Source organism: Stenotrophomonas sp. YJH_SMC_135 (genome assembly GCF_059372355.1).
The window spans coordinates 1-21,836 of the sequence record NZ_JCAFVN010000010.1 but is presented as its reverse complement, the minus strand read 5'-3'; the positions used below and the strand labels follow the sequence as shown (position 1 = coordinate 21,836).

The following is a 21,836-nucleotide window of genomic DNA, read 5'->3' as shown; positions in this document are numbered from 1 at the left end:
GCTGTTAGTGATTGATAATAAATGAGACGGCGTCAGTTTTCAGTTATGCGACTTCTGACCGGGCCCGGACAGGGCCGAAACCACCGCTGGATGACGGCGTTCTGTTCATCGGCTTGAATCGCCCTGCCCCAGCCGCCACTCTATGACCAGCCACGGATGCTGCGCAAACATCGCCAGCGCCTTGTCCCATCTACCTTTTCGCGAGTCTACATGAGCACCAGCCTGCCCTCCCGCCACCAGCGCCTCGTCATCCTCGGTTCCGGACCGGCCGGCTGGACCGCCGCCGTCTACGCCGCCCGTGCCAACCTGAAGCCGGTCGTCATCACCGGCCTGCAGCAGGGCGGCCAGCTGATGACCACCACCGAGGTGGACAACTGGCCGGGTGACGCCCACGGCCTGATGGGCCCGGACCTGATGGCGCGCATGCAGGCCCACGCCGAGCGCTTCGAGACCGAGGTCATCTTCGACCACATCCACACCGCCGACCTGTCGCAGCGCCCGTTCAAGCTGATCGGCGACAGCCACGAGTACACCTGCGACGCGCTGATCATCGCCACCGGCGCCACCGCCAAGTACCTGGGCATCCCGACCGAAGACGAGTTCAAGGGCCGCGGCGTGTCCGCCTGTGCCACCTGTGACGGCTTCTTCTACCGCGACCAGGACGTGGTCGTGGTCGGCGGCGGCAACACCGCGGTGGAAGAGGCCCTGTACCTGTCCAACATCGCCCGCAAGGTCTACCTGGTCCACCGCCGCGACACCCTGAAGGCGGAGAAGATCATGCAGGACAAGCTGTTCAGGAAGGTGGCCGAAGGCAAGATCGAGACCGTCTGGCACCACCAGGTGGAGGAAGTGCTGGGCAACGATGCCGGCGTGACCGGCGTGCGCGTGAAGTCCACCCTGGACGGCGGCACCCGCGACATCGATGCTCACGGCTTCTTCGTGGCCATCGGCCACCACCCGAACACCACCCTGTTCGACGGCCAGCTGGCGATGAACAACGGCTACCTGGAAATCCGTTCGGGCCTGGGCGGCAACGCTACCCAGACCTCGGTGGAAGGCGTGTTCGCCGCCGGCGACGTGGCCGATCAACACTACCGCCAGGCGATCACCTCGGCCGGCTTCGGCTGCATGGCCGCACTGGACGCCGAGCGCTACCTGGACGCGCAGGGCAAGGCCAGCTGACCGGTGGTTTGTAGAGTCGAGCTATGCTCGACTAAGGAAAACGGGCGCGCAAGCGCCCGTTTTCGCAACCCTTCTACCCGCTCCAGGCACCACTCAGGCCCGGACGCAGGACTGGGTGAACGCCACCGGTGCCGCGACGACATCGTCCGCATCGCGCAACAGGACATTCCAGCGGACTGAGCCGGGCTCCGTGGAGGAGCAGCTCACTTCGAACTTCACCGGCGCATCCGGATCTTCAAAGCGGCCCTTCCACGGCGTGCAGTATCCGGGCCGGTCGCAATCTGCCACGGCCACTTCAAGTTCCAGGGGGTACTGGGGATTGCCCGCGAAACCCACTGTCAGCTCGCGCACCGCCTGCAGCGGAACCTCGACATCGGGAAGGGGGTGAAGCGTCAAAGGCTCACAGGCCTTGCCCTGTGCCCACAGGCGATAGCCCTTCTCCACCCCTTTCATCGCCGCCGAGCGGAAGACGGGGTCCTGGAGGGCCTTGGCATCATCCGGATTGGTATGAAGAGCCGTCTCAACAATGATTGACGGCATCTTTGCTTCACGATTCTCCCCTTTGTTTTCAGCGTGGGGAGCTGGGGCTACCGAAAAATCGGCATACTCCGGAACCGAGTGAATCAGCTCCTTCATCGAGCACAGGACACTCTGTGCAAGGGCAGCATCCATCGGCCTACCAGGTTGCACGATCACACGAGTACCGCGCGCGGCCCCCGAGGGTTCTCCATTGCTGTGCAGATGAATCGCTACCTCAGCTCCGTGGTGGTTTGCGAGAAGCGGCCGACTGTTGATGTCTTCACGCTCCTCCCGATCCCAAAGCGTACTGCCTGCGTACGTGTTCCATATCTTTGTCTCGGCCGGATACTGCTCGGCAATCGCGTAGCGCGCAGCTATGGTCCACCACTCCTCACCACTCGGAGGATGAGTCGTTCCCGTGATCTGAACGCGCGGACGGACGACAGGCATTTGGCTCCTTTGCTCGATCATCGCCTTCAGCTCCGCAGCGTACGACGGAGTCAACAACCCCTCGGAGACGCCATTCCATTCATCCCTTGAGGTCACCCACCGGTTGTCCTTGTAGCTGTAGAAATACCCATGGCCGGCTGCGACAAATGCCATCCCGGACCCAGGCGTTCCACGCATCCGCCTCAGCGCATCCCCCGCTTTCCGCGCCGCATCGTCCGCAGCCTTTATCTCAGGAAAGTAGTATTCGATCTCTTTCCCGTCATACAGAAAAACGACACGACTGAACGGCGCCACCTGCTCGGCCCAATGCAGTAGTCCAAAACTGATCTCGCTTCGCTGATCCTCGAACGACGGTCCGTAATCGGCAGGAACGAAGTCACGATCCAGCGCCACGGTCACTACACCGTTGGCGATATCTGCTGATACCTCAACCCGGCGACTACGTGCCTGGCCATCCACGAGACGAACGCGCTCCAGAATGTCGCGCGCCTTCTGGGTCAAGAGGATGTCGAGCCCAGTGTCCTGCTCCACCGCAGGAGGAGCGTCAACGGCCTGCGCGGGGCTTATCAACAGTCCGCCACCCAGAAGAGACAGCAGGACAGAAAGGGATCCAAGGCGAAATTTCTGGTTCATTTTGGCTACTCCCTGCAAAGAGTGAATGCACCGCTCCAGCGGCGCAGCTCACTCTGCCCCTGTGCATTCAGGCATTCCGCAACCAAGCGCACACGGATGGACAATTCAAACTTTCCTCAACCCCGACCGGAACAAACCAACCCAGCCCCGCCAGCACCGTTCGCGATCCACCTGGCCTATCCTTGCCAACCATGCCCTCCCCCCGCTTCCTCGACTCCCTGCAGTCCATTCCCGCCACCGACTGGGATGCCCTGCACGACGGCCAGAATCCGTTCGTCAGCCACGCCTTCCTCTCCGGCCTGGAACAGCACGGCTGCCTACGCGAGGACTGGGGCTGGCAGCCCCGGCACTTCACGCTCTGGGAAGGCGACACCTTGGTCGGCGCAATTCCGGGCTACCTGAAGACCAACTCCCACGGTGAATTCGTGTTTGACCATGCCTGGGCAAACGCCTATGCCCGCCATGGCCGCGACTACTACCCGAAATGGCTGGGCGCGGTGCCGTACTCGCCGGTCACCGGGCCGCGCCTGCTGGCCCGTCACGATTCAGAGCGCACCACGCTGCTGTCGGCGTTGCGCGATGCACTGCCGGCACTGGCCGTGTCATCGGCCCATATCAACTTCCACGCCGCAGCGGACGAGGCGCTGTTCGGCGATGACTGGCTGCTGCGCGAGGACGTGCAGTTCCAGTGGCAGAACCCGAGTGACTGGGCGACATTCGACCAGTTCCTCGGCGCGATGAACCACAAGCACCGCAAGAACATCCGCCAGGAACGGGCCAAGGTCGCCCGCCAGGGCATCAGCTTCCGCGTGGTGCATGGCGACGAGGCCAGCCGCGCCGACCTGCAGGCGATGTACCGCTTCTACCTGCAGACCTTCCTGGAATACGGCAATGCCCCGGCCCTGACCGAGGCCTTCCTGCGCCATCTGGCCATTTCATTGGGTCGCGGGCTGGTGCTGTTCCTGGCCGAACAGGACGGCGAGCCGATTGCCGGCGCGCTGTGCCTGCGCGGCGGTGACACGCTGTACGGCCGCTACTGGGGCGGCGCCACCCTGCCCGGCCTGCACTTCGAGGCCTGCTATTACCAGGGCATCGAGTACTGCCTACGCGAAGGCCTGGCCCGATTCGAGCCGGGTGCACAGGGAGAGCACAAGCTGGCGCGCGGTTTCCTGCCGACGCTGGTGCGCAGCCGGCACTGGGTGGCTGATGCGGAGTTCGCCGAGGCGTTGCAGGAGTGGTGCCGGCAGGAGCGACGGGATGTGCGGCGCTACCAACAGGAGCTGCTGGGGCACAGCCCATTCCGCGCGGACGGGTGACCTGCCAACCAAGGTTGGCATCTACCGCAGCATTCACGCGGGGCCGCGACGAATACAATGCCGGCATGACCCGCCAGCTGCCCTGGCGCCTGGCCGACGCGCCGGACGCCCCCTTCCCGCCGGCCGAGACCGCCCTGCGCCAGCCCGACGGCCTGCTCGCCGTGGGCGGCGACCTGCACCCGGCGCGCCTGCTCAACGCGTATGCGGGCGGCATCTTTCCATGGTTCAGCGAGGGCGAGCCGATCCTGTGGTGGTCGCCCGACCCGCGCATGGTGTTCCGTACCGATGGCGTGCATCTGTCCAGCCGCTTCCGACGCCAGTTGCGCGGCAGCACATGGGAGGTCACCGCCGACACCGCCTTCAGCCGGGTGATGCGCGCCTGTGCGGCGGCACCGCGGCCCGGCCAGGACGGCACCTGGATCAGCCCCGACATGGTCGAGGCCTACAGCCAGCTGCATGACCTCGGCTTTGCCCACTCCTTCGAGGTCTGGGACCGGCAGACGCTGGTCGGCGGCATCTACGGGGTGGCGATCGGAACGATGTTCTTCGGCGAGAGCATGTTCAGTGGCGCCAGCGGCGGCTCCAAGATCGCCCTGGCCGCGCTGGCATCCACGCTTCACGGCTGGGGCTGGGCGCTGATCGATGCCCAGGTGGAGAATCCGCACCTGCTGCGGATGGGCGCCGAGCACCTGCCGCGCGCGGCGTTCCTGCAGCACGTCCGCCACGCGGTGCGCCATGACGGCCGTGAAGGCCCGTGGACGCAGGCGGTCGGACGCCTGCCGGCACAGCGTTTGGCCGGGGGTTAACACAAACTTTGCAAGCTGGGCCGGTCACGCGTAAAATACTGCGCCTTAGGCCCAGCGTGGCCGTTTTCTGAACCGCACAGGACTACATGTCGAAAGACGATTCCATCGAGTTCGAGGGCACCGTCAGCGAGACGCTGCCGAACACCACTTTCCGCGTTCGCCTGGAAAATGGGCACGAAATCATCGCCCACATTTCCGGCCGCATGCGCAAGAACTACATCCGCATCCTCACCGGTGACCGGGTCAAGGTTGAAATGACCCCGTACGACCTGACTAAGGGTCGTATCACCTACCGCATGAAGTAAGCGGTCGGCGCGTTGCGCCACTTCGACAAGGCCAGCCCTGGTTGCTGGCCTTTTGTCATGCCTGCAATCCGGCCCTGCCGGAGGTCATCGTGACCGAACGCACCGTGGCGTCGGTCAGCCCTGCTTGCGGCAGATTCGCATCTTCATCCGTGGCGGCATCGTGGGACCCGATCCAGTCCGGATCGGCATTCCCCTGCCCCGCCATGAACATGCTCACATTGACCGCCCTGCTCGTCGCCGTTGCCGCGTCCGCCAGCGCATCGCCTGTGCGCGCCGCCGAGCCCCCTTCCACGGCCAGTGACTGCATCCAGCTGGGCAGCGACCAGCAGATCGTGCGCGCCGGCGTTTCGCGGAACATCCTGCTGCGCAATGGCCAGGACCACTATGTCGTGCACTTCCAGAACGACTGCTCCACTGCCGGCTACTCGCGGAAACTGAGCTTCATCACCGAAGGCCAGCAGGGCCTGCTGTGCAGCGCCGGCCGCAGCCAGCTGCGCACCGATGCCGACCACTGCCGGGTGGCGCAGATCGAACCGATCGACGAAGCCACCTTCCAGAAGAAGGCCCGCCAGCGCGGCCGTTGATGGCGCATATGACAAGGGCGGCCGCAGCCGCCCTTGTCATTTCAGGTCCGCCGGGCCAGGCCCGGCGTCAGCTCACTCCACGGTGACCGGCAGCAGGCGCTCCGGCTCGGCCTGGGTTTCGACGACCAGCTCGTCGTCGCGGACATCGATGTTCACCTTGCCTCCGTTGACCAGTTTGCCGAACAGCAGCTCGTCGGCCAGAGGACGCTTGATCTTGTCCTGGATCACGCGGGCCATCGGGCGCGCACCCATCAGCGGGTCGAAGCCGTGGTGGGCCAGCCAGTCGCGCGCGGTCGGCGTGGCCGACAGGCTGACGTGCTTGTCCTGCAGCAGCATCTCCAGCTCGATCAGGAACTTGTCGACCACGCGCAGGATGTGCTCGAAGCCCAACGCCTGGAACTGCACCACCGCATCGAGTCGGTTGCGGAATTCCGGGGTGAAGCTGCGGCGGATGGTCTCCATCGCGTCGGTGGCATGGTCCTGCTTGGTGAAGCCGATCGAGCGCCGCGAGGCCTGCGCCGCGCCAGCATTGGTGGTCATCACCAGCACCACGTTCTTGAAGTTGGCCTCACGCCCGTTGGTATCGGTCAGCACGCCGCGGTCCATCACCTGCAACAGGATGTTGAAGATGTCCGGGTGCGCCTTTTCGATTTCGTCCAGCAGCAGCACGCAGTGCGGCGTCTTGACGATCTTTTCGGTCAGCAGGCCGCCCTGGTCGAAGCCGACATAGCCCGGAGGGGCACCGATCAGGCGGCTGATCGAATGCGGCTCCATGTACTCGGACATGTCGAAGCGGACCAGCTCGATGCCCAGCTGCAGCGCCAGCTGCTTGGTCACCTCGGTCTTGCCGACACCGGTCGGGCCGGCGAACAGGAAGTTGCCGATCGGCTTTTCCGGATTGCCCAGGCCCGAGCGGGCCAGCTTGATCGCCGAGGACAGCGTCTCGATGGCCGGGTCCTGGCCGAAGATCACCATCTTCAGGTTGCGCTCCAGGTGCTGCAGCACATCCTTGTCGGTGGCACTGACCTGCTTGGTCGGGATGCGCGCCATCTTGGCCACGATCGCCTCCACTTCCTCGACGTCGATCAGCTCCTTGCGCTGGCCTTCCGGCAGCAGCCGCTGGCGGGCACCGGCCTCGTCGATCACGTCGATCGCCTTGTCCGGAAGCAGGCGGTCGCCGATGTGCTTCACCGACAGATCCACCGCCGCCTGCAGCGCTTCGTCGGAATAGGTCACGCCGTGGTGCAGCTCGTACTTGGACTTCAGGCCCTGCAGGATCTCGTAGGTCTCGCCCACGGTCGGCTCGACGATGTCGATCTTCTGGAAGCGGCGGGCCAGCGCCCGGTCCTTCTCGAAGATGCCGCGGTACTCCTGGAAGGTGGTCGAGCCGATGCAGCGCAGCTCGCCGGAGGCCAGCGCCGGCTTGATCAGGTTGGACGCATCCATGGTGCCACCCGAGGCCGAACCGGCACCGATGATGGTATGGATCTCGTCGATGAACAGCACCGCATTGGGGACCTTCTTCAGTGCGGTCAGCACGCTCTTCAGGCGCTTCTCGAAGTCGCCGCGGTACTTGGTGCCGGCCACCAGCGCGCCCAGGTCGAGCGAGTAGATCACCGCGTCGGCCAGCACGTCGGGCACCGAGCCCTCGACGATGCGGCGGGCCAGGCCCTCGGCAATCGCGGTCTTGCCCACGCCGGCCTCGCCCACGTACAGCGGGTTGTTCTTGCGGCGGCGGCACAGGACCTGGATGGTGCGCTCGATCTCGTCGGCACGGCCGACCAGCGGATCGATGCGGCCGGACCGCGCCTGTTCGTTGAGGTTGCTGGCGAACTCGGTCAGGGCATCACCCTTCGGCTCGCCCTCCCCGCCTTCGATGCGGCCTTCGCCCTCGGAGGAGGAGGACGGCTGCTCGCCTTCCTCGCCCAGCTTGGCGATGCCGTGGGACAGGTAATTGACCACGTCCAGCCGGGTCACGTCCTGCTGGTTGAGGTAATAGACGGCGTGGGAGTCCTTTTCGCCGAAGATGGCGACCAGCACGTTGGCGCCGGTGACCTCCTTCTTGCCCGAGGACTGCACGTGGTACACGGCCCGCTGCAGCACGCGCTGGAAGCCCAGGGTCGGTTGGGTATCACGGCCGTCATCTTCGGCCAGGCGGGACACGGAAGCCTCGATGGCCTGCTCCAGCTCCTGGCGCAGGCGTTCGGCGTCGGCACCACAGGCCTTCAGTACGGCCTGGGCGGACGGGTTGTCGAGCAGTGCCAACAGCAGGTGTTCGACCGTCATGAATTCATGCCGGGCCTCACGGGCGCGCTTGTAGCACTGGCCGATGGTGTGTTCGAGGTCTTTGCTGAACATGGATTACTCCGGCGGCAGATGGGGACAATATGCGGCCTGACTACGCGATTTCCATCACCCTAGCGGATTGCTGCGTTCAGATGGCGTTAGCAGTGCAGATCGCTTGATCTTCATTCACTCCAGGACAGCCCACCCAGCATGAGCGAACCCTACCTGAGCCGCTGGCGATTGCGGCGTGATGGCGCGGCCATCGAGACGCCCCACGCCCAGCTCTGGCCGGTGCTGACCGCCGACGGCGAACCGGCGATGCTGAAGGTCAGCAGCGAAACCGAGGAGCAGAACGGCCATCGCCTGCTGCGCTGGTGGGACGGCGATGGTGCCGCCCGCCTGCTGGCCCACGAGGGGCCGGCGATCCTGATCGAGCGTGCCGGCGGCGATTCGCTGCGGCAACGTTCGATCGAGGGCGACGATGATGCCTGTACCACGATCCTGTGCCAGGTCCTGCGGCAGCTGCACCGGCCACGGAGCGCGCCACCAGCGGAACTGGTCTGCCTGCGTACATGGTTCGCCGACCTGCTGCAGCCAAGGGCCGCGCTGCCGCCACTGCTGGAACAGTGCAGATCACTGGCGGAGCGGGTGTTGCAGGAAGAACGCGAGATCCGGCCGCTGCACGGCGACCTGCACCACGACAACGTGCTGGATTTCGGCGCGCGTGGCTGGCTGGCGATCGACCCGAAGCGGCTGCTGGGCGACCGCGCGTTCGACTACACGACGATGTTCAGCAACCCGGACCTCTGTGGCCCGGGCATCCATGTGGCCACCCGGCCCGAGCGGTTTGCCGCCCGGCTGCAACAGGTAAGCGCACTGGCCGGCCTGGAACGCACGCGCCTGCTGCGCTGGATCGCGGCCAGCACTGCGCTGTCGGCGGTGTGGTTCAGGGATGACGGCGACCCCGCCGACGTCGACGAGACGGTGGCGCGGATGGCGCTGGAGGCGTTGGCGGAGGCGTGACCTCCGCGCGTGGTGGGCGCACTCCATCCGGGATCATTGCGCCGGGACGAAAAGCAGCCGAGCATGGGCTCGGCTCTACAGGTTTCTGCCTTGGTAGGTGCCCACCTTGGTGGGCACGCCGTGTTCGGAGTCGATGTACCCGGACGAGGATCGGCAGCCGGTCAGGCCTTTTCCATCGTGCACAGCAGCGGGTGCTGGTTCATCCGCGAGTACTCGTTGACCTGGGCAACCTTGGTCTCGGCCACTTCGCGGGTGAACACCCCGCAGACGCCGCGGCCGCGGGTATGGACGTGCAGCATCACCTGCGTGGCCTTGTCCAGGTCCATGCTGAAGAACTGCTGCAGCACATCCACCACGAAATCCATCGGGGTGTAGTCATCGTTGAGCAGCATCACCTGATAGAACGGCGGCGGCGCCACTTCCGGGCGCGCGGGCTCCACGGCAACGCCGTGCTCGTGCTGGGAATCGGGGGAGGACTCATGGGGCATCCTTCCATTATAGGGGTAGCGCCGGACCTGCGTCGGCCCGCCGCGGATTGGACGGCACGCACGCCCAACGTCACAATTGCAGCTTCTTTCAACACTGCTTCACAGGATCTTCATGAAAAGGACCCTTCTGCCCGCCCTGCTGATCACCCTGGCCGCTGCCGGTGCTGCCACCGCCGCGCCCCAGGCCGACAAGTCCGTGGCGCGCCACCTGGACAAGCTGGGCTATACCTACGAAGTCGACGAGGATGGCGACTACCGCATGGTCTTCGACGTCGAGGGTGACCGCACCCAGATGGTCTACGTGCGCTCGGCGGTGGAAGACTTCGGCAGCCACAACATCCGCGAGATCTGGTCGCCGGCCCACAGCGCCAAGACCAAGCAGTTCCCGGTGGCCGTGGCCAATCGCCTGCTGGAAGATTCGCAGGACGCCAAGATGGGCGGCTGGGTAAAGCAGGACACCACCGCCATGTTCGTGGTGAAGATCGACGCCGATGCCACCGCCGACCAGCTCAGCGACGCCATCGATGCGGCCATCCGCACCGCCGACGCGATGGAGCTGGAACTGACCAAGAAGGACGAGTTCTGAGTTGAACGCCACGCCGGACCCGCGCTGGGCACCGCACGCCACCGTTGCCACCGTGGTGATCGACGGCGGCCGCGTGCTGCTGGTCGAGGAGACCATTGACGGCCGCCAGGTGCTGAACCAGCCGGCCGGCCACCTCGAGCCGGGCGAAAGCCTGGCCGAGGCCGCCCTGCGCGAGACCCGCGAGGAAACCGGCTGGACGGTGCAGCTGACCCACTTCATCGGCTGCTACCAGTGGACTGCCGGCGACGGCACGGCCTTCCTGCGCTTCTGCTACGCGGCGCACCCGGTTTCGCACGATCCGGCGCAGCCGCTGGACACCGGCATCGACCGCGCGCTGTGGCTGACCCCGGCCGAGCTGCAGGCCGCCGGCGAGCGCCAGCGCAGCCCGCTGGTGTGGCAGGTGGTGGCGGATTACCTGGGTGGCCAGCGCCACCCGCTTTCGCTGGTCCGGGAGGTCGCATGAGCACTCCGCGTGTGATGGTGGGTGTCTCCGGCGGCGTCGATTCCTCGGTCGCCGCCTGGCGCCTGGTACAGCAGGGCGAGGCCGTGGCCGGCCTGTTCATGCAGAACTGGGCCGACGATGGCAGCGGTGATTGCCGTGCCGAGGATGACCGTCGCGACGCGGTGGCCGTGTGCGGCCTGCTGGGCATCCCGTTCCACTTCCGGGACTTCTCCAGCGAGTACTGGCAGGGCGTGTTCGAGCACTTCCTGGCCGAGTACGCGGCCGGCCGCACCCCGAACCCGGACGTGCTGTGCAACCGTGAAGTGAAGTTCAAGCATTTCCTGGACGCCGCCCGCGAGCTGGGCGCCGAGCGCATCGCCACCGGCCATTACGCACGGGTGACCCAGCGCGGCCACCAGTGGCTGCTGCTGCGCGGCGCCGATCGATCCAAGGACCAGAGCTACTTCCTGCATCAACTGGGCCAGGAACAGCTGGCAGCCACCCTGTTCCCGATCGGCGACCTTGAAAAGAGCGACCTGCGCCGGATCGCGCGCGACGTCGGCCTGCCGACCCACGCCAAGAAGGACTCCACCGGCATCTGTTTCATCGGCGAGCGCGACTTCCGTGAGTTCCTCGGCCGCTACCTGCCGGCCAAGCCCGGCCAGATCCTCGACCCGGCCGACGGCAGCGTGATTGCCGAACACCCGGGCGTGTTCTATTTCACCCTGGGCCAGCGCGAGGGCCTGAACATCGGCGGCGTGCGTGGCCGCCCGGCCGCGCCGTGGTACGTGGTTGGCAAGGATGTGGCCAGCAACGTGCTGTACGTGGACCAGGACCGCGACAGCAAGTGGATGCTGTCCGACCGCCTGCGTTCGGAAACCGCGCACTGGATCGCCGGCTCACCGCCGGCACGGCGCTTCGAATGCACCGCCCAGACCCGCTACCGCCAGCCCGACGAGCCGTGTACGGTCCAGGTGCTGGACGATGGCAGCGTGCTGGTCACCTTTGCGCGCCCGCAGCGTGCCGTTACCCCCGGTCAATCGCTGGTGCTGTATGACGGTGATGTGTGCCTGGGCGGCGCGGTGATCGCCGCCACCGATGCGCCGCTGGAACAACGCCTGCGCACCACCCCCTCCCCTTTTGAGGTAATCGCTGCATGAGTTTCACTGTCGACGACCGCGTCCTGGCCTTGGCCGGCATTGCCCAGGCCCTGCAGCAGGTGCGCCGCATCGCCGATACCGGCCATTCCGACGCCGCCGCCGTGCGCACCGCCGTGGACAGCGTGTTCCGCGTCGATGCGTCCTCGCCGCAGGCGGTGTTCGGTGACCGTCATGCACTGAAGTCCGGCCTGCGCCTGCTGCACAACTACTTCCGCAGCCAGGGCCAGGACCCGATCCTGCCCAAGCTGGCCCTGTCGGTGCTGCAGCTGGAGCGCCGCTTCGTGCAGGATGGGGCGACCGTGAACAAGGTCGCCTCGGGCATCGAGCGCGCCCAGCGCCAGGCCACCGAACTGGGCGACAGTGGCCACCCGGACGTACTGGCCAACCTCGGCGGCCTGTATGCCGACACCATCAGCCACCTGAAACCGCGGGTGATGGTGCAGGGCAACCCGCACTACCTGGGCCAGGCCGGCGTGGTGGCGGAGATCCGTGCCCTGCTGCTGGCCGCGGTGCGTTCGGCGGTGTTGTGGCGCCAGCTGGGCGGCAGCTACTGGGACTTCCTGTTCAGCCGCAAGGCGATGATCGAGGCCGTGGACCGCCTGCTGGCCTGAGGGTGTGGGGTCAGAGCCCTTTTCCATGGAAAAGGGATCCGACCCCGTTGCGCCTGCCCAAGGGGTCGGATCCCTTTCCGGCACGGAAAGGGCTCTGACCCCGAGGCCGCCAAGGCGCCGGAAAACCGGCGCATTCAGAATGCACTTCGAGGCACATCGACGTTAAAGAGAAAGGGGGTACGGCCGATACATCCTCCGTGCACCTCCCGAGAACGTCCATGTACTCACGCATTTTCATCCGTCTGGCCGCCCCCCTGGCTCTGACCCTGCTGCTCCCCTTCGCCATCGGTTTCGAATGGCCGGCCGCCCTGCGCTGGGCGATCCTGACCACGATGACGCTGAGCTGGCTCGGCTTTGCGTGGTGGACCACCCGCGCCCAGGCACATCGTTCCCCCGAGCACGCCCGTGTCCTGCGCGAACAGGACCAGCTGCTGACCGAGCTGCGCAACTTCGTCGGCAACGAGATCGACGGTTCGCGTGGCGAAGTGGAACGCGCCCGTGACCTGATCCGCCAGGCCGTCTCCAGCCTGGGCGGCAGCTTCGATGCCATGAACCGCAAGTCGCGCCAGCAGAGCCAGGCCCTGTCGCGCATCGTCGACCGCGCCGGTGATGAAGGCAATGCCGGCCTCGACGTCGCCCGTTTCGCCCAGCACGCCAGCCATCGCATGGAACAGCTGGTGGAAGCGCTGGAACAGGTGAGCGGCCAGAGCAGCACCACCGTGCAGCACATCGACCAGATGGCGCAGCACCTGGATGGCATCTTCGCGCTGCTGGAAGACGTCAAGTCGATCGCCGACCAGACCAACCTTCTGGCGCTGAACGCGGCCATCGAAGCGGCGCGCGCCGGTGAAGCCGGTCGTGGCTTCGCCGTGGTCGCCGACGAAGTGCGCAACCTGTCCGAGCGCTCGACCACCTTCAACGAGCAGATCCGCAAGCTGGCGCACAGCTCCAAGGACGCCATCGCCAAGGTGCGCGAGACGGTTTCGCACATGGCCTCGCGCGATATGGACCGCTCCCGCGAAGCCCGCCAGGAAGCAGCAGCGATGCTCGACAACGTCGCGCAGATCAACGCCTCGCTGGGCGACGGCATGCGCGAAGTGTCCGAGTGCGCCCGTGCGATCGATGGCAGCGTGGCCGAAGCCGTGCGTGCCCTGCAGTTCGAAGACATCGCCACCCAGGCGCTGGGCGGCGTGCACACCCACCTGGACCGCCTGACTGCCATCAACCGCGAAGCGGTGGCCCTGCAGGAGCTGCTGCACCGCAATGGCGGCGTGTTCGACGAAGAGATCGCCAGCGCCCTGCAGCGCACCGGCAATCGCCTGCGCGAGCTGCGCAGCGAATGGGAACGCCCGCCGCACAAGCCCGTCGCCCAGCAGAGCATGGGCGCCGGCACCGTCGAGCTGTTCTGATCCTGATGTCCGCTGCCCTCGCCGGCAGCCCGCAAGGCCCCGGTTCGTCCGGGGCCTTTGCCTGTAACCCGCCATTGGATGCATCCTGTACGCGCACCATGACCCTGATCCGCGCCCTGCCCTCCCTCACCGATACCGAGCGCCCGCACAACGCGAGCGTGCGTGAGCAGCTGCAGCGGCTGGAAGACGTGGCCCGCGAGGAACTGCTCGAACTGCAGCAGCTGGCCGATGCGCGCCCCGCCCCCTCCCGAGCCGACGATGAACTGCTGGGCCTGGCATGGGACCTGGGCCTGGATGGCGGAGCCCTGAAGTAGATCCACGTCCTGCGTGGATGGGCCGTCCCGCATGGCATGATCCACCGGTCCCGTTCATGGAAGACCGATGGCCATCGCCCTGATCGCAGTGCTCCTCATCGAAGCCGTCCTTCTGATGGCCTGGGTGGCCGGCTATTTCAGCTGGGGCATCACCCTGTTCAACGAACGCATCGCGGCGTCACCGGCCATGCAGGCCCGGCTCTCGCTGGGCAGCCTGGAACGTGACCTGCCGCAGGACAGATGGCTGCAACTGGCCTTCCATGCGCTGCCCGATGGCAGCATGGCGTTCCGCGAGAGCTTCGCACCGAGCTTCGGCCTGCGCTACTTCCCGGTGATGCGTGGACGCATCGTTCTCAACGCGCGACGGCACGAGGTGCGGGTGATCGGCCTGTGCAGCTGGTTCGTGGCAATCCTGTCGCTGCTGCTGTTGCCGCTGGTGGCGATGCGCCCGATGGTGGCACCGATGCTGCTGGTGCTGCCGCTGTTCCTGGCCAGCTATCTGGTTCAGAAGCGACGCTATGCGGCCATCGTCGAGGCCCTGCGCATGCAGTTGAAGGCGGAGTTTCCCAGGTAGTTCCACGCCATGCGTGGATGATCGCGAGCGTCAGGGCATCCGTGCCGGCCAACGGTCGGCACCCACCAGAGCTGGGCGCACCAGAGTCAGACCACACCGCGCCGGCATCTGCCAGCGCAGATCCTCAGCGCACCAGCACCGCTTCGCCGCTGGCGTCGGTGCGCATCGGCGCCGGGCGCTGCTGGCGCAGCCACTGCGCCAGATCACGCGGGCTGAGCGGGCGCGAGTACAGGTAGCCCTGGATCTCGTCGCAGCCCTGGCGGCGCAGCATGTCTTCTTCCTGGTGGGTTTCCACGCCTTCGGCCACCACCTTCATGCCCAGCGCGTGGCCCAGGTGGACGATGGCCTGGGTGACTTCGGCCGTGCCCGAATCATGCAGCATGCCCTGCACGAAACTGCGGTCGATCTTCAGGCGCCCCACCGGGAAGCGGTTGAGGTAATTGAGGTTGGAGAAGCCAGTGCCGAAGTCATCCACCGCCAGCGGCACGCCGTGCCGTTCCAGCACGTCGAAGCAATGGCGCAGGATGTCGGTATCACGGATCAGCGCCGACTCGGTCAGCTCCAGTTCCAGCCGTTGCGGCGGCCAGCCATGGGCATGGCAGATCTCGATCACGCGCTCGGCGAAGCCGCGATCACGCAGCTGCACCGCCGACACGTTGACCGCGATGCGATCAAAGTGCAGTCCGGCACGGTCCCAGGCGGTCGCCTGGCGGCAGGCCTCGTTCAGCACCCAGTCGCCGATGCGCACGATCTCGCCGCACTTTTCGGCAATGGGAATGAACTCGGCCGGGCTGCAGTAGCCGATGCCGGGGCGGTGCCAGCGCAACAGTGCCTCGATCGCCGGTGGCTCGCCGTGGTGGGCGTGCAGCAGCGGCTGGTAGGCCAGGCTGAACTCGTCGCGCTCGATCGCCCCATGCAGGGCATGCTCGACGTCCAGCCGGCGCTGGATGCGGGCCAGGGCGTCCTGGCTGTAGTACTGGTAGGTGTTGCGCCCGGCTTCCTTGGCCGCATACATCGCGGCGTCGGCCGCGCGCAGCAGTGAGTCGAAATCGGTCTGCGCATCGCCCAGCATCGCGATGCCGACGCTGGCGCCGACTTTCAACGTGGTCTCGCCACGGCGCAGCGGCTCAGCCAGCGAGGCAATCAGCTTGCGGGCGACATGACCGGCATCTTCCGGCTCGGCCAGATCGCGCAGCACCACGATGAACTCATCGCCACTGAAGCGGCCGAACAGGTCGTTGTTGCGCAGGTTCTGGTGCAGGCGGGTGGCTGCGGCCTTCAGCAGCGCATCGCCGGTGGCGTGGCCGAAGCTGTCGTTGATGGTCTTGAAGCCGTCCAGGTCGATGAACAGCATGGCCAGCGAGGTACCGCGGTCGCGTGCTTCCTCGATGGCTTCGGCGGTCTGTTCGCCGAGCAGTACGCGATTGGGCAGGCCGGTCAGCAGGTCGTAGTGGGCCAGCAGTTCGATGCGCTCGTTGGCTTCGCGCTCGCGGGTGATGTCACGGAACAGGACAACGAACCGCGCCGGCAGGCCGTCACGGCGGTCCAGTTCGATCAGCACCTGCACCCAGACGCGCAGGCCGGACTGGCGGTAGAAGCACAGGTCCAGCTGCTCGGGCAGGCCGCCGTTGGCGATACGGGCGAGCGCCGCCTCGAACGCGTTGCGCGAGTCCTCCGTGTACAGCGCCAGCGCCTGGTCGAGGGTGATCGGTTCCTTGCGCAGGCCATGGATGCGGTAGCACTCCTCGGTCCATTGCATGCTGCGGGTCTGCACTTCGATCTCGCAGCCGCCGATGCGGCCCAGCGCGGAGACCCGGTTCAGCAGTTCGGTGCGCCAGCGGATCAACGCATCGGTCTGGTGCTGTTCGGTGATGTTCTGTACCTGGCCGAGCAGGCGCTTGGGTTGCCCGTCCATGTCCAGCAGCGGTTGCATCCATAGCCGCAGGTGCTGCGAAGGCTCATGGCCGCGGGTCAGCTCCAGCTCGAGGTTGGCAGCGCGACCATCGCGCCACAACCGCCGCCATGCCGCGCGCAGCGCGCCGCGGGAGCGTGGATGCAGCTGCTTCAGCCACCGCCGCTGGCCCGGAACGGCGCCCTGCTCCAGTGCCAGAAGCGAACGCAGTTCCGGCGACCACCAGAAATGCCCGCTGTTGGGATCAAACGACCAGCTGCCCATGCTGGCGATGCGCTGGGCCTCGCTCAGGTGCAGCTGCTGTTCCTGCAGCAGCGATTCGAGCTGCTTCTGCTGCTCGATATCGGTATGCGTGCCGACCATGCGCAGGGGCTGGCCATCGGCGGTGCGAGCGACCACGCGGCCGCGATCGAGCACCCAACGCCACTGGCCATCGGCCTGGCGGAAACGGAACTGTGCGCTGTACTGCTCGCTGTGCCCGCGCAGGTGCTCGTCGAGCGCGGCGCGCACCTGGGCGATGTCCTCGCCGTGCACGCGAGACAGCAATTCAGTGGCGGTCTCGTCGCCCAGCGCCGGCGTGCGCGCCACCCGGTCACTGGGGATGTCCCAGTCCCACAGGCTGTGGCCGGCGCTGTCCAGTGCCAGCTCCCAGCGCCCGCCCGCATCGACCGGCACCGGCTCGGGAATGCTCAGGGTGAACGCCAGCAGGTTGCCGGCACCGTCGTGCACCGCACGCAGGTGACCGTCGTAGTGCCCCCGCGGGCCGCCCGGCAGCGTGCAGGCGACGATGCCACCATCGGCGGCCATCAGGCGCAGATCTTCCAGCATCGGCGCATAGGTCGCCACGGTGGCCGGCAGGCCATGCTCGCGCGCGGCCGGATTGGCCGCCAGCGGGTGCCCGGCACGGTCGACGATGACCAGCGCCGACGCAAGCGGGTGCTGCAGCAGGCTGGCGATGATCCCTTGGTCCACGCGATCTTGCTCCGGATGACACGCCCGTCAGCGGGGCACGCAGTGGTTAACGGCGCCTGCGGCGGATAATTGAGTGGTCACGGCACGCTGCGGGGTAAGATGACCGGCGCCCCTGTCACCCGCCCCGTCCATGCCCGCAGAACCGACCGGCAACGCCCCAGTTCCCGACCCGCGGATGGCGCAGGCGCTGAGCCGTGACCGGCGCCGGGTGGTGCTGAGCTATCTGGTGATGGCGCTGGCCTGGATGATCTCCACCGACAGCGTGGTGCAGGCGCTGGTGCCCGATCCGCAGCAGGCGGCCCTGTGGCAGGGCCTGAAGGGCTCGTTCTTCGCGCTGGCCAGCGCGGGCCTGCTCTATCTGCTGCTGCGCCCGCTGGCCGAACACGTGCTGCATACCCATGCGCGCCAGCAGGCCTCCGAGCTGCGCCTGCGGCAGATGTTCGAGGGCAACCCCGGGCCGATCCTCGTCTACGACCTGGACACGCTGGCGATCCTCGATGCCAACCCCGCCGCCTGCAGCGCCTTCGGCTGGGACCGCGACGAGCTGCTGGAACAGACCATCGACGCCTTGTGGCCGCCGGGCCAGGACCAGGCCCTGCAGACCAAGCTGGAGGCGATCCGCGAGGCGCCCGAGGAGCTGTGCATCCTGCGCGCTCAGCTGCAGCTGCGCGATGGCGCGCTGCGGCAGATGGAGCTGCGCTCCAACGCCATCAGCTACGACGGCCACAACGCCCGCCTGCTGATCGCCATCGACCGCACCGCCGAGGATCTGGCCCAGCTGCGCCGCGACCAGGCGTTGGCCCGGGTGGAGGAAGCCCATGAGCTGGCCCGCATCGGCGCCTGGGAACTGGACCCGTCCACCGGGCTGGGCCGCTATTCCAACCAGGTCTATCGCCTGCTCGGCCGCCGCCCGCCCGAGGCCCGGCGCTGGCACCGCTTCGATGAGCTGCTGGTGCCGGCCGACCCGGCCACCGCCACCCAGACCGAACAGCTGCTGGCCGAACTGTGCTCCGGCGAGCCGGTACAGGTGGACGTGCTGCTGCCGCTGCTGTCGATGGACGGCCGTGCATTGATGGTGCACCTGCGGGCGGCCAGCGGTATCGACGAAGCCGGCCGCAGCCGCGTGCTGGGGACGCTGCAGGACGTGACCGAGCGCGAGCAGTCGCGGCGCCTGCTGCGCGAGCGCGAGGAACAGTTCCGCGAGCTGGTGCGGGTACTGCCCGACGGCGTGGTGATCCTCTCCGACGAGCACGTGCTGTACGCCAACGCCTGGGCCGCCGGCCTGTTCGGTTACGGCAGCCACACCCTGCTGGGCGAGCCGCTGTCGGCACTGGTCGCTGCCGCCGACCTGCCACGGGTGCGCAGCCAGCTGCGCGCCGGCCAGCCCCACCTGGGGCCGGGCCACAGCAGCGTGGTGGCCATGCAGCGTGCGGACGGCCGCAGCTTCCATGCCGGTCTGGCGGTGGGCGAAGTGCGCTACGGCGGTCGTGACTGCAAGCTGCTGATCGTACGCGACCTGAGCGATTCCGAACGCACCCGCAGGGCGCTGGAAACCAGCAATCGCGAGCTGCAGGCGATGGCCGGGCGGCTGTTCTCGCTGCAGGAGGACGAGCGTCGCGCGATCTCGCGCGACCTGCACGATGACATCGGCCAGGCCATTACCGCGATCAAGCTGTCGGCGCATGCGGCGCAGGATGAGGACGATCCGAAGCGTCGTGGCGAGGACCTGGCGCAGATCGTCAGCCTGGCCGACACCACCGTGGCCAAGCTGCGCGACATCTCCACCCTGCTGCGCCCGCCGCAGCTGGATGCACTGGGCCTGGAGGCGGCGCTGAGCTGGCAGGCGCGGGTGCTGTTCCGCTCTTCGCCGGTGGAGCTGCTGGCCGAGATCGAGCCGCTGCCGCACCGCCCCGACAACAGCATCGAACAAGCCTGCTTCCGCATCGCACAGGAAAGCCTGACCAATGCGCTGCGCCATGCGCGCGCCAGCCAGGTCCTGCTGCAGCTGCGCGACGTCAGCCAGCGTGGCCTGCACCTGCAGATCCGCGATGATGGTGAAGGCTTCGATCCGGACGGCCCACGTGGCCTCGGCCTGATCGTGATGCGCGAGCGCGCGCAGAGCGTCGGTGGCCACGTGCGGATCGAATCCGCGCATGGCGAAGGCACCCTGATCGACGTCCACCTCCCCTACCAGGCGACCAGCATGGCCGCCGTCGATTCACCGGAATACTGAGCCTATGTGGAATCCCAACCTGCCCCCGGTCAGCATCGATGATGCCCCCGACCGCCTTGGCGCCGGCAACCCCGAGCTGCAGGCGATGGTTGCCGAGGCGGCCTCCGGCGGCATCGCGCTGATGCTGATGCACGTGGACATCGACCACTTCGCATCGGTCAACGAGAACATGAGTGCCGAAGTGGGCGATCAGGCGCTGGTACTGGTGGCGCAGCGCCTGCAGTCCTACCTGCGCGGGCGTGGCAAGCTGTGGCGGCATGGCAGCGACGAGTTCCTGATCGCGGTGCCCCGCACCGCGGACCTGCCGCTGCCGGAGGACTTCGCTGAAGAGATCCGCCAGCAGATGGAACTGCCGCTGTCGGTGCTTCCATACACGCTGTTCATGACCGGCAAGCTGGGCGTGAGCCTGTGCCCGGAACATGCCAGCAGCGCCTCGCGCCTGCTCGACCATGCCGAAGATGCGCTGTACCAGGCCGCCCGCGAAGGCGGCAATGCCGTGCGCATCCATGCCGTGGATACCCCGCCGAGCGCGCACAGCGAGAGCATCATCGCGCGCCAGATCGTCGATGCCATTCCCAATGGCGAGCTGAAGCTGCGTTACCAGCCGCTGGTGAGCGCCCGCGACGGCCACGTGGTCGGCATGGAAGCGCTGCTGCGCTGGCAGTCGCCGACCCTGGGCATGCTGGTGCCGGAGCGCTTCATGCGCACCGCCGAGCGCCTGGGCATCATCGTGCAGATCGGCACCTGGGTGCTGGAAGGCGCATTGAAGCAGGCGCGGTTGTGGCGCGACCAGGGCTTTGATGACTTCACCATCGCGGTGAACGTGTCCACCCTGCAGCTGCTGCGGCCGAACTTCTTCGCCGAGGTGATGTCCCTGCTGCAGGCCGCGGGCGTGCCGGCGCACATGCTGACGCTGGAGATCAACGAGAGCGCGCTGACCAACAACGTCAATTTCGTCCATGAAACGCTGGCCAACCTGCGCAACGAAGGCATCAGCCTGAGCCTGGACAACTTCGGCACCGGCGATTCCAGCCTCAGCGCGCTGGTGCGCTACCCGGTGGACAAGCTGAAGATCGACCGCAGCTTCATCAAGAGCGCACCGGCTGGCAATCGCGAAGCAGCCATTGCCCGCGCGATCATTGCCATGGGCCACCAGCTGGGCATGACCGTGATTGCCAACGGCGTGGAATCGCAGGCCCAGCTGGGCTTCCTGCGCCGCAACGACTGCGATGTGTTCCAGGGCTACCTGTTCGGCGAGCCGATGTCGGCCGATGCCGCCGGCATGACCCTGCGCCGCCGCTACCTGCGCCCGGAAGCCTTCGCCGAAACGCGCCCGGACCGCACGTTGCTGCTGCTGGATGACGAGGAGAACGTGCTGCGCTCGCTGGTGCGCCTGTTCCGCCGCGACGGCTACCGCATCCTGGCCGCTGGCAACGTGCGTGACGCCTTTGATCTGCTGGCGATCAACGACGTGCAGGTGATCCTGTCCGACCAGCGCATGAGCGACATGAGCGGCACCGAGTTCCTGGGGCGGGTGAAGATGCTGTACCCGGATACGATCCGCCTGGTGCTGTCGGGCTACACCGATCTGAACACGGTGACCGATGCGATCAACCGCGGCGCGATCTATCGCTTCCTGACCAAGCCGTGGAACGACGACGAGCTGCGCAAGCACATCCACCAGGCGTTCCGCACGTACGAAGAACAGCGCCGCAGCAATGCCGGTCCGGCACCCGTGGAAACCGGGGATGGTGGCGAGGATCGGCCGCTGCGGTGATGATCGGGTAGAGCCGGCCGCTGGCCGGCTGCCTTGGGTGCCCGGCTTCAATGAGGTTGCCGGCCAGCGGCCGGCACTACCGTCGATTGGCCCCGGTAGAGCCGGCCGCTGGCTGGCTGCCCTGGGTGTCCGGTTTCCGTGAGGTTGCCGGCCAGCGGCCGGCACTACCATCGATCGGCCCCGGTAGAGCCGGCCGCTGGCCGGCTGCCCTGGGTGTCCGGTTTCCGTGAGGTTGCCGGCCAGCGGCCGGCACT

The 21,836-nt window shown here is 66.9% G+C and carries 20 protein-coding genes; 15 read left to right on the top strand and 5 right to left on the bottom strand.

All coding sequences use genetic code 11. The annotated features are described in order from the left end of the window. Positions 1-210 precede the first annotated feature (210 nt). Complete coding sequence (gene trxB / locus AC5P98_RS20890; RefSeq protein ID WP_014647087.1) at positions 211-1,182, top strand: thioredoxin-disulfide reductase; 972 nt, start codon at positions 211-213, stop codon at positions 1,180-1,182. Positions 1,183-1,275: 93 nt separating this feature from the next. On the opposite strand, the gene AC5P98_RS20885 is transcribed toward trxB, so the two are convergent. After that, positions 1,276-2,784: an N-acetylmuramoyl-L-alanine amidase family protein gene (locus tag AC5P98_RS20885; RefSeq protein WP_495230202.1), complete on the bottom strand. Its 1,509-nt coding sequence runs from the start codon at positions 2,782-2,784 to the stop codon at positions 1,276-1,278. Between the two features lie 191 nt (positions 2,785-2,975). Here AC5P98_RS20885 and AC5P98_RS20880 point away from each other — a divergent pair, with 191 nt between their 5' ends. The 3 genes from AC5P98_RS20880 (at position 2,976) to infA (ending at position 5,211) form a co-directional block, all read left to right on the top strand. Continuing rightward, positions 2,976-4,100, top strand: a complete 1,125-nt coding sequence (locus tag AC5P98_RS20880) for a GNAT family N-acetyltransferase (protein WP_049406342.1) — start codon at positions 2,976-2,978, stop codon at positions 4,098-4,100. A 65-nt stretch (positions 4,101-4,165) separates the two neighbouring features. Beyond that, entirely contained in the window at positions 4,166-4,906 is a 741-nt protein-coding gene (gene aat / locus AC5P98_RS20875; protein WP_014647084.1) for a leucyl/phenylalanyl-tRNA--protein transferase, read from the top strand. 86 nt (positions 4,907-4,992) lie between these two features. Further along, positions 4,993-5,211, top strand: a complete 219-nt coding sequence (infA, locus tag AC5P98_RS20870; protein ID WP_005409596.1) for a translation initiation factor IF-1 — start codon at positions 4,993-4,995, stop codon at positions 5,209-5,211. A gap of 55 nt (positions 5,212-5,266) precedes the next feature. On the opposite strand, the gene AC5P98_RS20865 is transcribed toward infA, so the two are convergent. After that, positions 5,267-5,428 (bottom strand): hypothetical protein, encoded by a 162-nt coding sequence (locus AC5P98_RS20865; RefSeq protein ID WP_154583326.1) that lies wholly within the window; start codon positions 5,426-5,428, stop codon positions 5,267-5,269. Here AC5P98_RS20865 and AC5P98_RS20860 point away from each other — a divergent pair. Beyond that, positions 5,421-5,795 (top strand): hypothetical protein, encoded by a 375-nt coding sequence (locus AC5P98_RS20860; protein WP_229767389.1) that lies wholly within the window; start codon positions 5,421-5,423, stop codon positions 5,793-5,795. The two genes, AC5P98_RS20865 and AC5P98_RS20860, sit on opposite strands and share 8 nt — an antisense overlap. A gap of 72 nt (positions 5,796-5,867) precedes the next feature. Here the strand turns inward: AC5P98_RS20860 and clpA are convergent, their stop codons facing one another. Then, a complete protein-coding gene (gene clpA, locus AC5P98_RS20855) occupies positions 5,868-8,153 on the bottom strand; it encodes an ATP-dependent Clp protease ATP-binding subunit ClpA (RefSeq protein WP_032961881.1) in 2,286 nt (761 codons plus the stop codon). A 138-nt stretch (positions 8,154-8,291) separates the two neighbouring features. Here clpA and AC5P98_RS20850 point away from each other — a divergent pair, with 138 nt between their 5' ends. Then, positions 8,292-9,104 carry an APH(6) family putative aminoglycoside O-phosphotransferase gene (locus AC5P98_RS20850; protein WP_049405424.1) on the top strand — a complete coding sequence of 271 codons (813 nt, stop codon included), beginning with the start codon at positions 8,292-8,294 and terminating at the stop codon, positions 9,102-9,104. A 161-nt stretch (positions 9,105-9,265) separates the two neighbouring features. Here the strand turns inward: AC5P98_RS20850 and clpS are convergent, their stop codons facing one another. Continuing rightward, a complete protein-coding gene (gene clpS, locus AC5P98_RS20845) occupies positions 9,266-9,592 on the bottom strand; it encodes an ATP-dependent Clp protease adapter ClpS (RefSeq protein WP_005416477.1) in 327 nt (108 codons plus the stop codon). A gap of 112 nt (positions 9,593-9,704) precedes the next feature. Here clpS and AC5P98_RS20840 point away from each other — a divergent pair, with 112 nt between their 5' ends. The 7 genes from AC5P98_RS20840 to AC5P98_RS20810 all read left to right on the top strand — a co-directional run bounded on the left by AC5P98_RS20840 (position 9,705) and on the right by AC5P98_RS20810 (position 14,688). Further along, positions 9,705-10,178, top strand: a complete 474-nt coding sequence (locus tag AC5P98_RS20840) for a hypothetical protein (RefSeq protein WP_495230201.1) — start codon at positions 9,705-9,707, stop codon at positions 10,176-10,178. Position 10,179: 1 nt separating this feature from the next. Next, positions 10,180-10,641, top strand: coding sequence for an NUDIX hydrolase (locus AC5P98_RS20835; protein ID WP_053495616.1), 462 nt, complete (start codon positions 10,180-10,182; stop codon positions 10,639-10,641). Next, positions 10,638-11,780 (top strand): tRNA 2-thiouridine(34) synthase MnmA, encoded by a 1,143-nt coding sequence (mnmA, locus tag AC5P98_RS20830; protein WP_049403980.1) that lies wholly within the window; start codon positions 10,638-10,640, stop codon positions 11,778-11,780. Before AC5P98_RS20835 ends, mnmA begins: the two co-directional genes overlap by 4 nt. Beyond that, positions 11,777-12,391 carry a high frequency lysogenization protein HflD gene (hflD, locus tag AC5P98_RS20825; protein ID WP_032961893.1) on the top strand — a complete coding sequence of 205 codons (615 nt, stop codon included), beginning with the start codon at positions 11,777-11,779 and terminating at the stop codon, positions 12,389-12,391. The genes mnmA and hflD overlap by 4 nt, the downstream gene beginning before the upstream one ends. A 218-nt stretch (positions 12,392-12,609) precedes the next feature. Beyond that, on the top strand, positions 12,610-13,800 hold the full coding sequence (locus AC5P98_RS20820) for a methyl-accepting chemotaxis protein (protein ID WP_014647075.1): 1,191 nt from the start codon (positions 12,610-12,612) through the stop codon (positions 13,798-13,800). A 98-nt stretch (positions 13,801-13,898) separates the two neighbouring features. Further along, complete coding sequence (locus AC5P98_RS20815) at positions 13,899-14,114, top strand: hypothetical protein (RefSeq protein ID WP_049403982.1); 216 nt, start codon at positions 13,899-13,901, stop codon at positions 14,112-14,114. A gap of 67 nt (positions 14,115-14,181) precedes the next feature. Further along, positions 14,182-14,688, top strand: coding sequence for a hypothetical protein (locus AC5P98_RS20810; RefSeq protein ID WP_032961898.1), 507 nt, complete (start codon positions 14,182-14,184; stop codon positions 14,686-14,688). Positions 14,689-14,812: 124 nt separating this feature from the next. Here the strand turns inward: AC5P98_RS20810 and AC5P98_RS20805 are convergent, their stop codons facing one another. Then, positions 14,813-17,572, bottom strand: coding sequence for a bifunctional diguanylate cyclase/phosphodiesterase (locus tag AC5P98_RS20805; protein WP_049403984.1), 2,760 nt, complete (start codon positions 17,570-17,572; stop codon positions 14,813-14,815). A 130-nt stretch (positions 17,573-17,702) separates the two neighbouring features. Here AC5P98_RS20805 and AC5P98_RS20800 point away from each other — a divergent pair, with 130 nt between their 5' ends. Together AC5P98_RS20800 and AC5P98_RS20795 are read left to right on the top strand one after the other, a co-directional pair. Then, entirely contained in the window at positions 17,703-19,805 is a 2,103-nt protein-coding gene (locus tag AC5P98_RS20800) for a sensor histidine kinase (protein WP_032961901.1), read from the top strand. Between the two features lie 4 nt (positions 19,806-19,809). Further along, on the top strand, positions 19,810-21,582 hold the full coding sequence (locus AC5P98_RS20795) for an EAL domain-containing protein (RefSeq protein WP_014647070.1): 1,773 nt from the start codon (positions 19,810-19,812) through the stop codon (positions 21,580-21,582). The last annotated feature ends 254 nt before the right edge of the window (positions 21,583-21,836 follow it).

Excerpts from the sequence above, each read along its gene's own strand:
- AC5P98_RS20885 (WP_495230202.1), bottom strand. The coding sequence starts at position 2,784 with ATGAACCAGAAATTTCGCCTTGGATCCCTTTCTGTCCTGCTGTCTCTT.
- AC5P98_RS20820 (WP_014647075.1), top strand. The coding sequence starts at position 12,610 with ATGTACTCACGCATTTTCATCCGTCTGGCCGCCCCCCTGGCTCTGACC.
- AC5P98_RS20795 (WP_014647070.1), top strand. The coding sequence starts at position 19,810 with ATGTGGAATCCCAACCTGCCCCCGGTCAGCATCGATGATGCCCCCGAC.
- infA (WP_005409596.1), top strand. The coding sequence starts at position 4,993 with ATGTCGAAAGACGATTCCATCGAGTTCGAGGGCACCGTCAGCGAGACG.
- mnmA (WP_049403980.1), top strand. The coding sequence starts at position 10,638 with ATGAGCACTCCGCGTGTGATGGTGGGTGTCTCCGGCGGCGTCGATTCC.
- AC5P98_RS20860 (WP_229767389.1), top strand. The coding sequence starts at position 5,421 with ATGCTCACATTGACCGCCCTGCTCGTCGCCGTTGCCGCGTCCGCCAGC.
- aat (WP_014647084.1), top strand. The coding sequence starts at position 4,166 with ATGACCCGCCAGCTGCCCTGGCGCCTGGCCGACGCGCCGGACGCCCCC.
- trxB (WP_014647087.1), top strand. The coding sequence starts at position 211 with ATGAGCACCAGCCTGCCCTCCCGCCACCAGCGCCTCGTCATCCTCGGT.
- AC5P98_RS20800 (WP_032961901.1), top strand. The coding sequence starts at position 17,703 with ATGCCCGCAGAACCGACCGGCAACGCCCCAGTTCCCGACCCGCGGATG.
- AC5P98_RS20840 (WP_495230201.1), top strand. The coding sequence starts at position 9,705 with ATGAAAAGGACCCTTCTGCCCGCCCTGCTGATCACCCTGGCCGCTGCC.
- AC5P98_RS20815 (WP_049403982.1), top strand. The coding sequence starts at position 13,899 with ATGACCCTGATCCGCGCCCTGCCCTCCCTCACCGATACCGAGCGCCCG.
- hflD (WP_032961893.1), top strand. The coding sequence starts at position 11,777 with ATGAGTTTCACTGTCGACGACCGCGTCCTGGCCTTGGCCGGCATTGCC.
- AC5P98_RS20850 (WP_049405424.1), top strand. The coding sequence starts at position 8,292 with ATGAGCGAACCCTACCTGAGCCGCTGGCGATTGCGGCGTGATGGCGCG.
- clpS (WP_005416477.1), bottom strand. The coding sequence starts at position 9,592 with ATGCCCCATGAGTCCTCCCCCGATTCCCAGCACGAGCACGGCGTTGCC.
- clpA (WP_032961881.1), bottom strand. The coding sequence starts at position 8,153 with ATGTTCAGCAAAGACCTCGAACACACCATCGGCCAGTGCTACAAGCGC.
- AC5P98_RS20810 (WP_032961898.1), top strand. The coding sequence starts at position 14,182 with ATGGCCATCGCCCTGATCGCAGTGCTCCTCATCGAAGCCGTCCTTCTG.
- AC5P98_RS20880 (WP_049406342.1), top strand. The coding sequence starts at position 2,976 with ATGCCCTCCCCCCGCTTCCTCGACTCCCTGCAGTCCATTCCCGCCACC.